General features: G+C 66.1%; 10 protein-coding genes and 1 pseudogene. 10 read left to right on the forward strand and 1 reads right to left on the reverse strand.

The window, feature by feature from the left end; genetic code table 11:
* Positions 1-202: pseudogene (locus tag HNQ08_RS24775) on the reverse strand (alpha/beta fold hydrolase); the annotation flags it as partial.
* A gap of 537 nt (positions 203-739) precedes the next feature.
* Here HNQ08_RS24775 and HNQ08_RS24780 point away from each other — a divergent pair.
* From HNQ08_RS24780 to HNQ08_RS24825, 10 genes are all read left to right on the forward strand, one after another.
* Positions 740-1213, forward strand: a complete 474-nt coding sequence (locus tag HNQ08_RS24780; RefSeq protein WP_184137917.1) for an NUDIX hydrolase — start codon at positions 740-742, stop codon at positions 1211-1213.
* Positions 1210-4005 (forward strand): valine--tRNA ligase, encoded by a 2796-nt coding sequence (locus HNQ08_RS24785; RefSeq protein WP_184137918.1) that lies wholly within the window; start codon positions 1210-1212, stop codon positions 4003-4005. Before HNQ08_RS24780 ends, HNQ08_RS24785 begins: the two co-directional genes overlap by 4 nt.
* 143 nt (positions 4006-4148) lie before the next feature.
* Entirely contained in the window at positions 4149-5306 is a 1158-nt protein-coding gene (locus tag HNQ08_RS24790; RefSeq protein WP_184137919.1) for an aminotransferase class V-fold PLP-dependent enzyme, read from the forward strand.
* A gap of 77 nt (positions 5307-5383) precedes the next feature.
* Positions 5384-6319: a haloalkane dehalogenase gene (locus HNQ08_RS24795; protein ID WP_184137920.1), complete on the forward strand. Its 936-nt coding sequence runs from the start codon at positions 5384-5386 to the stop codon at positions 6317-6319.
* Positions 6319-7131, forward strand: a complete 813-nt coding sequence (locus HNQ08_RS24800) for an SDR family NAD(P)-dependent oxidoreductase (protein ID WP_184137921.1) — start codon at positions 6319-6321, stop codon at positions 7129-7131. The genes HNQ08_RS24795 and HNQ08_RS24800 overlap by 1 nt, the downstream gene beginning before the upstream one ends.
* A gap of 102 nt (positions 7132-7233) precedes the next feature.
* A complete protein-coding gene (locus HNQ08_RS24805; RefSeq protein WP_184137922.1) occupies positions 7234-8100 on the forward strand; it encodes an alpha/beta fold hydrolase in 867 nt (288 codons plus the stop codon).
* The gene (locus HNQ08_RS24810) at positions 8097-9578 is read left to right on the forward strand and encodes a flavin-containing monooxygenase (RefSeq protein ID WP_221284483.1); all 1482 of its coding nucleotides are present in this window, start codon (positions 8097-8099) and stop codon (positions 9576-9578) included. Before HNQ08_RS24805 ends, HNQ08_RS24810 begins: the two co-directional genes overlap by 4 nt.
* 80 nt (positions 9579-9658) lie before the next feature.
* Positions 9659-9898 carry a hypothetical protein gene (locus tag HNQ08_RS24815; protein WP_184137923.1) on the forward strand — a complete coding sequence of 80 codons (240 nt, stop codon included), beginning with the start codon at positions 9659-9661 and terminating at the stop codon, positions 9896-9898.
* A gap of 61 nt (positions 9899-9959) precedes the next feature.
* Positions 9960-10457 (forward strand): P-loop nucleotide/nucleoside kinase family protein, encoded by a 498-nt coding sequence (locus tag HNQ08_RS24820; RefSeq protein WP_184137924.1) that lies wholly within the window; start codon positions 9960-9962, stop codon positions 10455-10457.
* The gene (locus HNQ08_RS24825; protein ID WP_184137925.1) at positions 10454-11128 is read left to right on the forward strand and encodes a Nif3-like dinuclear metal center hexameric protein; all 675 of its coding nucleotides are present in this window, start codon (positions 10454-10456) and stop codon (positions 11126-11128) included. The genes HNQ08_RS24820 and HNQ08_RS24825 overlap by 4 nt, the downstream gene beginning before the upstream one ends.
* The last annotated feature ends 50 nt before the right edge of the window (positions 11129-11178 follow it).

The following is an 11178-nucleotide window of genomic DNA, read 5'->3' on the forward strand; positions in this document are numbered from 1 at the left end:
GGGCGAACAGTTCGCCGCTGAGCGGATAGCCGTGCAGCAGCAGCATGGGGGTGCCGCTGCCCTGCGAGACGTAGTGAATCTGCGCGCCGTTGACCGACAGCAGGCCTTCCTGCCGCCCACCCTCCGAACCGCCCGCCAGCGCCGCGCCGGAAAGCAGGGCCAGCGTGAGTGCGCTGCCTGATTGTTTAAGTGCTCGGTTCATCCAAACCTCCATGACCAGAGATCGCGTGCCTGGGGTCAGGCGAACTGTGTCATCTTGACTGCTTGCCCAGGCTAAGGATCCGCCGGGAGGCTCGGGAAAGAGGGCCTTTATGGCATCTTTGCGGTCGCCCGGATTGGGGCTTGCCCCTGACCTCAACCCATTGCACAGGATTTGCTGCGCGGCACCCACCCCGCCAGAGGGCAGATGCAATCGCCTTGCGCCGCCGCGTATACTGACCGGGCAGTGACCGGGAGGAGTATCCGCCCATGCACCCACAGGAAGTCCAGAGCGTGACTGAGAATCTGGACGGGACCGCAGACGGAGAAAGTCGCCCGCGAGCGAGACGGAAGAAACCCAGCCCTGGGGAGTAGAGCCGTCCGGGTGCGCCCGGCATAGCGCAAGGAGAGCGCCCGTCATGCAGACGGGAATGGCGGTGGTACCACGGGATCTGTCCTTTTTCAGGCGTCTCGTCCGCGCACGGAGCAATCCGGCGGACGAGGCGTTTTTTCGTCTCTTCCGTCGGCGGAGGCAAAGGCAATGATCACGTTTTACGACAATCAGGCGCAGGCGCGGGCGGACGCCATGGCCTCTGGTTTGCGCGAGAGGGTGCTGTGCTTCGTGGTGCGGGCCTCCTCCCTGCTCGTCTTTGAGCATGTGGATGTGCCGGAGGCGGGCGTTCAGCTGCCCGCCGGTGGCGTGGAGGACGGCGAAACCCCAGCACAGACCGCTGTGCGCGAGCTGTTTGAGGAATCCGGTCTACAGCTCAGTGCGCCGCGTCACCTGCGGTCCTACCGCTGGGAGGCGCAGCTTCCGGAGCGCTTTATCCGGCAGGTCTGCCACGCCTATGCTTTCGCCGCGCCGCCCGATCTTCCCCCAAATTGGATCCATCCCGCCGGCGGCTATCTGTTCGCCTTTCGCTGGGCCGCGCTGGACACGCCCGGTCTGGACTGGGACATGGACGCCGCGCTGCCGTATCTGAATGCCGCCCCCTTTCAGGAGACCTGCCCATGACTGACCTGCCAGACATCACTTCCGCACCCGAAACCCCCTCTCCTGAGCAGCTGGCTCCCGAGAACGATTCCATTCTGGCCAAGCAGTTTGATCCGCGGGCCGTCGAGCCGGGCTGGGCGGCGAGGTGGCGCAACGAACCGTTCCGCGCCGACGCCACCAGTGGCAGAGAACCCTTTACCATCGTGATTCCGCCGCCCAATGTGACGGGCAACCTGCACCTGGGCCACGCGCTGGACAATACGCTGATCGACACGCTGATCCGCTACAAGCGCATGGCGGGCTTCGAGGCGCTGTACCTGCCGGGCATGGACCACGCCGGGATCAGCACGCAGGTGGTGGTGGAAAAGCAACTGCGTGAGCAGGGCGTCTCCCGTCACGATCTGGGCCGCGAGCGGTTTCTGGACAACGTCTGGGAGTGGAAGGGTGAGTCCGGCGGCATCATCCTGAACCAGCTCACCCGGCTGGGGGTCAGTGCCGACTGGACGCGCGAGCGCTTCACGATGGACGAGGGCCTGAGCCGCGCCGTGCGCGCCCAGTTCGTGCGGCTGTACCACGACGGCGCCGCGTACCGGGGCGAGCGCATCGTCAACTGGGATGTGGCCGCGCAGACCACCCTCTCAGAACTGGAAATCGACCGCGAGGTCCGCAAGGGCAAGATGACCACGCTGTCCTACAAGTTGGAAAACCCGGCAGCAGCCCCCAGCAATGGCGAGGCCGGTGAGATCCTGATCGCCACCGTCCGCCCCGAGACGATCTTCGCCGATCAGGCGATTGCGGTTCATCCCGACGACGGACGCTTCACGCATCTGGTGGGGCAGCGGGCGCGCATTCCCCTCACCGACCGCTTGATCCCGATCATCGCCGACGCTGCTGTGGAGATGGATTTTGGCGTGGGCGCGCTCAAGATCACCCCGGCCCATGACCCCACCGACTTCGAGATCGGTGAGCGTCACGGGCTGGCGCGCCCCAGCGTGATCGATCTGGAAGGCAACCTGACCTCCGCTCTTGTGCCGGAGGCGTTTCGGGGCCTGGAGCGCTTCGCAGCGCGCAAGGCGGTGGTCAAAGCGCTGACCGAATCCGGCGACTTGCTGGAAGAAAAGGACCACGACACCGCCATCGGCCTGTCCGAGCGGACGAAAGTGCCCGTCGAGCCGATCATCTCCACGCAGTGGTTCGTGCACATGAAACCGTTCGCGGATCAGGTGCTGGCTGGTCTGGACGCCGGGGAGATCCGGCTGGTGCCGGAGCGCTACGGCAAGGTCAACCGCGACTGGCTGGAGAACATCCGGGACTGGAACATCTCCCGGCAATTGTGGTGGGGCCACCAGATTCCCGCGTGGTACGACGCCGAGGGGAACATCTATGTTCCCGATCCCGAGAATCCTGACCTGGACTGCGATCAGGACCCACGCTACGCGCACCTGGCACTGCGCCGTGACCCGGACGTGTTCGACACCTGGTTTTCTTCCAATCTGTGGCCCTTTTCCACCCTGGGCTGGCCCGACACCGACGCCGAGGACTTCCGCAAGTTCTACCCGACGCAGGTGCTGGTTACCGGCTACGACATCCTGTTTTTCTGGGTGGCCAGGATGCAGATGGCCGGGTACGGGCTGACCGGACAGGCACCGTTTAGCACGGTGATGTTGCACGGCCTGTATCTGGACGCCAAGGGCCAGAAGATGTCCAAGAGCAAGGGCAACGGCATTGATCCCCTCGAACTGTTTGAGCAGTACGGGGTGGATGCCTGTCGCTTCGCCTTCGCTTTCCTTTCCACGGGCGGGCAGGATATCCGCCACGATGCGCGGCGCTTCGAGCAGGGGCGCAACTTTGCCAACAAGCTGTGGAACGCGGCCCGCTTTGCCCTGATGCGGCTGGGCGAGGCGATTCCAGGCCTGGAGGGCGACGACGACCTGACCAGCTATGTCCGCAGCCTGCAACCCGGCGCGGCCAGCGCGGCCATGAGGAGCCGGGACGTCCTGACCGCGCTGGTGGCCCGCGACGATCTGACCCCGGCAGACCGCTGGATCATCTCGCGCCTGAACGCCGTGACCGCCGAGGCCAGCGGGCAACTGGACGCCTTCGATCTGGGCGCGGCGATCCGCACGCTGTACGCGTTTACCTGGGACGAGTTCTGCGACTGGTACATCGAGGCCGCCAAGCCTGCCCTGGCCGAGGGACGGCTGGGCAGTATGGCAACGCTTAAGGCCGTGCTGGAACATATTCTCAAGCTGCTGCACCCCTTCATGCCGTTCATCACCTCCGAGGTCTACGCCGCGCTGGGTCACCGCCGTCAACTGGCGCTGCATGCCTGGCCACAGTCGGTGGACGCGCTGCATGACGCCGGCGCCACCCGCACCTTCAACGGTCTGCGCGACGCGGTGGCTGCGGCCCGCAGCCTCAAGAACGAGCTGGGCCTGTCGCCCCAGGACCGTCTGGGCGTGGTGGTGGAGGGCGAGCAGGCAGGTGCCGTGGCCGAGAATGCAAGGGTGGTGGAGAGTATCGCCCGCGTGAATCTGGTGTCCGAACTGGAGGGCCGCACCCTGTCCGCCGTGGAGGGCGGCGTAACCGTCCGTGCCCCGCTGGAAGGGACCGTGGACATCGCCGAGTGGCTGGGCAAGCAGAAAAAGCGCCTGGTGGAGCTGGACAAGCAGATCAGGCAGGCGCAGGGCAAACTGAGCAATGAGGGGTTTGTGGCCCGCGCTCCTGCCGAGGTCATCGAGGAGGAGAGGCGGCGCGTGCAGGACTTCAGCGCACAGAAGGAGCGCCTGGAAGGCGTGCTGGCGCAGTTCTGAAGCTGCGTCCCGCCTGAACATGCAAGCCCTGTGCCATTAGGGGCTGACAGGGAACGCACGCTTCCACTCCTGGGTCATACTCTGGAATGGAAGCACGTTTTTTTTGCTGGCCTTTCCCCATGCCCATTCATTAAGGAGTCTCCATGCCCCCTCTGCGCCCAGATATCGATCCCGACGGCCTGCTGGAATATTCGGTGGTCTACACGGACCGTTCCCTCAATCACATGTCCGCTGCCTTTCAGGAGGTCATGCATGACCTGTCCCGTGAGCTGAAGGCGGTCTACCACGCCGACGCTTTGGCGATCATTCCGGGTTCGGGCACGTCCGCGATGGAAGCGGTGGTGGATCAGCTCGCGCCGGGCCAGCGCTGTCTGGTGGTCCGCAATGGCTGGTTCAGCTACCGCTGGTCCCAGATTTTCGAGATGAGCCGCGTGCCCCAGGCCGTGACGGTGCTCAGCGCGCAGCCGCAGGGGTCAGGACCCCAGGAACCGTTCGCGCCCCCACCCATCGAGGACGTGGTGGAGACCATCCGCCGCGAGAAACCGGCGCTGGTGTTCGCGCCGCACGTGGAAACCTCGTCGGGCATCATTCTGCCGGAGGATTACCTGCGTCAGCTGGCGCAGGCGACACATGGGGTTGGTGGCCTGCTGGTCATCGACTGTATTGCCTCCGGCAGCGTGTGGCTGGACATGGTGGACTTGGGCATCGATGTGCTGATTACCGCCCCGCAGAAGGGTTGGAGCAGCACGCCCTGCGCCGGAGTCGCGCTCCTCAGTGCGGCCGCTGTGGTGCGGGTGGAGGCCACCGATTCGGTCAGCTTCACGCTTGATCTGAAGAAGTGGTTGGGGATTATGCGCGCCTACGAGGGCGGCGGCTTCGCGTATCACGCCACCCTGCCCACCGACGGCCTGCGTCAGTTCCGTGACACGGTGCTGGAGATGAAGGCTTTCGGTTTCGGGCGGGCGCAGGACGCCCAGTGGAACCTGGGCAGGCGGGTCCGTGAGACCCTGAAGGCAGCGGGTTTTGCCAGTGTGGCTGCCGAGGGCTACGGAGCTCCCGGCGTGGTGGTCAGCTACACCAGCGTGGACACCCTCCAGAATGGCAAGGCGTTCCGGGAGGTGGGGTTGCAGATCGCGGCGGGCGTTCCGCTTCAGGTGGGCGAGGGACCGGATTTCAAAACCTTCCGGGTCGGCCTGTTTGGGCTGGACAAGCTGGCGGACGTGGACGCTGCGGTGCAGCGCTTCGAGACGGGGTTGAGCGACGTGCTGGCCGGGCTGGAACTGGAGACGGCGGGGCGCTAGGATCAGTCTTTCCGGGCGGCGTCCGATTTTGAGATACTGGGGACCTCATTCCTCTGACCTCAATTCAAAAGGACGCCATGATTCCCATCCCCGCCCTGCGAACCCCTGACGCCGCCTTCGCCAATCTTCCTGGCTACCCCTTCGCCCCACAGTATCTGGATGATCTGGCCGGTTTCGAGGGGTTGCGCCTGCATTACCTAGACGAGGGGCCGCGCGACGCTGCGCAGACCTTCCTGTGCCTGCACGGCCAGCCCACCTGGAGCTATCTGTACCGCAAGATGATTCCAGTGTTCACTGGGGTCGGACACCGCGCCGTGGCCCCAGACCTGTACGGTTTTGGTAAATCGGACAAGCCCAGCGACGACGAGATCTATAGCTTCGAGTTTCACCGGGACACGCTGCTGCGCTTCATCGAGCGGCTGGACCTGAGGAACATCACGCTGGTCTGTCAGGACTGGGGTGGGCTGCTGGGCCTGACCCTGCCGATGGCCCTGCCTGGACGCTTCGCGCGCCTGCTAGTCATGAATACGGCGCTGGGGACGGGCGACGTGCCGCTGGGCCGTGGTTTCCTGGCGTGGCGGGCTTACGCCGAGGCTCGCCCTGATCTGGACGTGGCCGCCCTGCTGAGGCGCTCCTCGCCAGGCCTGAGCGACGCCGAGGCCGCCGCCTACGCCGCGCCGTTTCCTGATGCCAGCTTCAAGGGCGGCGTGCGTGCCTTTCCCCGGCTGGTGCCGGATCGCCCGGATGCCCCGGGAGCCGAGCTGTCGAGGCAGGCGCGCGAATGGTTCCAGACCCAGTGGCAGGGGCAGAGCTTCATGGCGGTAGGTCAGGCCGACCCGGTGCTGGGGCCACCTGCCATGCGCCTGCTGCGTTCACAGCTTCCCGGCTGCCCCCCTCCGCTGGAACTGGAGGAGGTGGGTCACTTCGTGCAGGAGGACGCGGGCGAACAGGTGGCGCGGGCCGCGCTGGCCGCCTTTGCCCGTGGCGACAGTGCTGCCCCTGCGGAGGGTTGATGCAGCTTTCAGATAGGACGGTGGCCGCCGTCACCGGAGCTGGGTCGGGCATCGGGCGGGCGCTGGCGCTGAATCTGGCCGCACGGGGAGCTGCGCTGGCCTTGGCGGACGTGAATGAGGACGCCCTGAACGAGACGGCCCTGCTGGCCCGGCCCTTTGGCGGGCGCGTGAGCCTGCACATGGTGGACGTGTCGCGCGAGGCCGAGGTGGCCGAGTACGCGGCGGCGGCGGTGGCCGCCCACGGGCGCGTGAATCTGCTGATCAACAACGCAGGCGTGGCGCTGGGCGGCACCTTCGAGGAGCTGAGCCAGGATGACCTGGAATGGATCATGGGCATCAACTTCTGGGGTGGGGTGTACGGCTGCCGTCACTTCCTGCCGCATCTGCGCGTCGCCGCGCCCGCCCGGATCGTCAACGTGTCCAGCGTCTTCGGGCTGATCGGACCACCCGAGCAGACCGGCTATGCGGCCAGCAAGTTCGCGGTGCGCGGCTTTTCCGAGTCGCTGCGCCACGAGCTGAGGGGCAGCGGCGTCGGCCTGAGCGTGGTGCATCCTGGCGGCATCCGCACGGCCATCGCCCGCCGCGCCCGCCCCGGTTCGCTGACCACCCGGCCCCGTGCGGAGCTGGAGCGCGGACAGGCCGATTTCGAGCGCCGTCTGGTCACCTCGCCGCACAGGGCCGCCGCCCGCATCCTGCAGGGCATCGAGGGGGACGAGGGACGCATCCTGATCGGCACCGACGCGACGGTGATCGATGTGCTGCAACGCCTGTTTCCCGCACGGTACATGGCGACGCTGGACCGGCTGATCTGAATCCGCCTGAGTCCACAGTGGCCCGAATCCTTGCCCACTCACGGCGAAATGGGGCGCTACGCGGCATCCTCCACCCAACCCATGCTTTCTTCGGAGGAATCCATGACGGCTGCTGACCCTGTCCTGCACTCTTTGCCCCCGCATTTCCTGGATGTGGACGGCGTTCGCACCCGCCACGTCACCGGGGGCGACGGCCCGCCCGTCCTCCTGTTGCACGGCATTGGCCGCAGTCTGGAGGATTTCGGGCCGACGATCGGAGCCCTCTCCAGCACCCACCGTGTCTATGCCCCGGATATGATTGGCTTCGGTTACACCGACAAACCGGACGTGAATTACAGCCTGCCGGGGCTGGCACGTTTCGTGCGGCACTACCTGGACGCCGTGGCTGAGACGCGGCCCGTGACCCTGATCGGCAATTCGCTGGGCGGGGCGGTGGCGCAGATGTTCGCCGTGATGTCTCCGGGGCGGGCGCGTGGGCTGGTGCTGGTCAATTCCGCAGGATTTGGGCGGGACGTGGCGCTGGCCCTGCGCCTGTGCGCCGTGCTAGGCCTGGGCGAGCGGCTGCTGGCCGCCAATCCGAGGGGCGCGCGGCGCGTGACCCGCAGCCTGTTCGCCTCTCCTGATTTCGCCACGCCGGAGCGCATCGCGCACACGCTGGACCTCTCGCGGCAGCCCGGCGCGGCGCGGGCCTTCCTGTCGGTGCTGCGCTCGATTGGTGACGTGCGCGGGGCGCGGGCGCAGTGGCAGGCTGAACTGGCCGGACGACTCCCGGCCCTGAACCTGCCCACCCTCATCGTCTGGGGAGACCGCGATGAGATCCTGCCCGTCCGCCACCTGGAAGCGGCCCGCCGCACGCACCCGCATGCCAGCGTCCACCTTTTTGAGCAGACGGGCCACGTCCCACAGATCGAGCGGGAGGCGAGCTTCACTGCTTTGCTGCGCCAGTTTCTGGAGCAGAATGGATTATGACCCATCATCAGATCGCCATCCTGGGTGCGGGCTTCGCGGGGCTGGGTACAGCGCTGGAACTGAGGCGGCGCGGCGTCCACAACTTTGTGATCTTCGAGCGTGGTGCGGAGGTGGGTGGCACCTGGCGTGACAACACCTACCCCGGCTGTGCCTGCGACGTGAAGAGTGACCTGTATTCATTCTCGGGGGTCCCCAATCCCGACTGGAGCCACCGCTACGCCCGCCAGCCTGAGATCCTGGCATACCTCAGAACAACCGCCGACGAGCAGGGACTGAGGCCCCATATCCGCTTCAACACCGAGATGGAGGAGGCCCGCTGGGACGAGGAGGAGGGCCTGTGGCGCATCCGCACCAGCGGCGGCGATTTCACGGCCCGCGTCCTGATTTCCGGGCATGGCCCCCTGATTGAGCCGAAATGGCCCGACATTCCGGGACTGGAGGATTTCCAGTGTGAACGCTTTCACTCGGCACGCTGGAACCACGCTGTGGATCTTAGAGGGAAACGGGTGGCGGTGATCGGCACCGGGGCCTCGGCCATCCAGTTCATTCCCGAGATTCAGCCGCTCGTCGGGCGACTCACGGTATTTCAGCGCACCCCGCCGTGGGTCATGCCGCGCATGGACGATGAAACCTCACCGCGCCGCCGCGAACTGTTCCGGCGTTACCCGGCGCTGCAGCGTCTCTCGCGCCAGTGGATCTTCGTGAAGGCGGAGGCGCGCCATCTGGGCTTTTCCAACCCGAAGGTGGGCGCGTTGATGGAAAGGGTGGGTCATCAGCACCTAGAGGCACAGGTGGCTGACCCGGAACTGCGCAGCAAGCTGACCCCGGACTACCGCCTGGGTTGCAAGCGCATTCTGGTCAGCGACGACTACTACCCGGCGATCCAGCAACCCAACGTGGAACTGGTGACGGAGGCCATCACCGGGATTCACGGCAACGAAATCCGGACGGCAGACGGCCAGGACCGCGTTTTCGACGTGCTGATCGGCGGCACCGGCTTCAATGCCACGCAACCGCCGATGGCCCGGCGGATCGTCGGGCGGGGCGGTCAGCGCCTCTCGGAAGCCTGGGACACGTACATGGAAGCCCTGCACGGCACGGCGGTGACCGGCTTTCCCAACCTCTTTCTGCTGGTGGGGCCGAACACCGCGCTGGGGCATAATTCCATCGTGTACATCATTGAGGCGCAGGTGGCCTACATCTTGCGGGCCCTGGCGCATATGGACGCTGCACACCTGCTGAGCCTGGAGCCGACACCCGAGGCGCAGCGTGCCTACAGTGACGCTCTGCAGGACAAATTGCGCAAGTCGGTGTGGGTGCAGGGCGGCTGCACCAGCTACTATCTGGACGCGAACGGCCGGAACAGCACCCTGTGGCCGGAGCGGGCTTCAAACTTCCGGCGCACGCTGGGGCGCTTTGATCCGGCGCTGTACCGCGCCCGCCTCAGCCCACGTCCGCTGCCGCCCCTGCTGGCCTGAGCGGTGCCCGGGGCCATTTGCCCTGTCCCTTTTGGCTTTTTTCTCACGCCCCACGTCCCGGTCTGGGGCACGCTGGAGCCATGACTGATTCCAAGAAGCCTGAAAATCCCACCTTCAGCACCGAGATGACCGATCAGCAGCGCACGGACGTCCAGGGCGAGACCCCGCGGGGCGCAAAGGAGGAACAGGGTGCGCACGCTTCTCAGGAATACGTCGACAAGAACGTCGAGCGTGATTCCTCGGCTGGCTTCGTCGATCCCGGCGGCTGGAAGGGTGTCGACTACGACGGCAAGGAAGAGAAGAAGGACGACGACAGGTAAGCTTCCGTTCGGTGAGGCGGCCCCGCAACACTGTCGGGGCCGCCACCACCACTGTTGACTCGTGCCCACACTTTTTCTGCTGATCGGCCTGCCGGGCTCCGGCAAGACCACGCTGGCGCGGCAACTGGAGGCAGAGCATTCGGCCCTGCGCCTGACCCCCGACGAGTGGATGACGCCACTGTTCGGCGCAGGAGAATCGGGCGATAGGCGCTGGGTTCTGGAGTCACGGTTGCTGTGGGGCGTGGCGGCGCGTGCTCTAACGCTGGGGATGAGCGTGATTCTCGATTACGGCTGCTGGGCGCGCGATGAGCGCGATTTCTTCCGTGTGCGCGCCGCTGAACTGGCGGTGCAGTTCGAGCTGCATGTGATGGATGTGCCGCTGGCGGAATTGTGGAGACGCCTGGAGGCCCGGAACCTTAACCTGCCGCCCGACACCTTTCCAGTCACGCTGGCCGAACTGGAGGAGTGGGCAGGCTGGTATGCGGTGCCTGGGCCGCAGGAGCTGGCGGCGACGGAGACTCCACCCTTCGTCTCAAAAGTCTGGCGGTGGCAGGCGTGACGGCCACACTGCAGGAGCTGGCTGACTGGTTGCGCGCTGAATTCGGCGAGCAGCAGCCGCTCAAACGCGACGGGCCGCCCACGGTACGCAGGCTGGCCCTGGCGCTCGAACCCGCCGATCTGCCGCCCGAAGTGGACGCCGACGCGCTGTTCGTGCACCGCTCCCTGCGGGTGGGACACAGCTGGCCCGGCCTGGGCGTGCTGGGGGTCCACGACGGCTTCGATCTGGCGCTGGCGACCGGGCCTAACTATAGACTGGCCCACACCCTGGGCTGGCGCGACGTGCGGCAGGTGGTCTGGAAGAGTGAAGTCAGGGGCCTTATCGCCACGCCTCCACAGGGAAACTGGGCCGACTTACAGGCTGCCCTTCACGCCGAACTGGGTGGCGAGGACAGTTCCTGGCCACCTGCTCCCAGCGCCCAGCCTTTGAAACTGGCGCTGATGAACGCCATGAATCCCGGCCTGATCGAACACGTCGCTGCTCAGGGCGTGCAGGTCTACCTGACCGGGCAACTGCGCCCCTCAGCCTCGGCAGCCGCTCACGCCCTGGGGCTTGGGGTGATCGCCCTGGGCCACCGCCGCACCGAGGAGTGGGGTTTACGGCGCCTCGCCCAGGAATTGGGGGCGGCGTTTCCGGATCTACAGCTGAGGGTGTACAGCGGCGGCAGCTGACATAAAAAGAGGAGGGCGACGCACGGAAAAGTGCGCCACCACTCCTGGTG

The organism is Deinococcus humi (assembly GCF_014201875.1).
GTDB classification, from domain to species: Bacteria; Deinococcota; Deinococci; order Deinococcales; family Deinococcaceae; genus Deinococcus; species Deinococcus humi.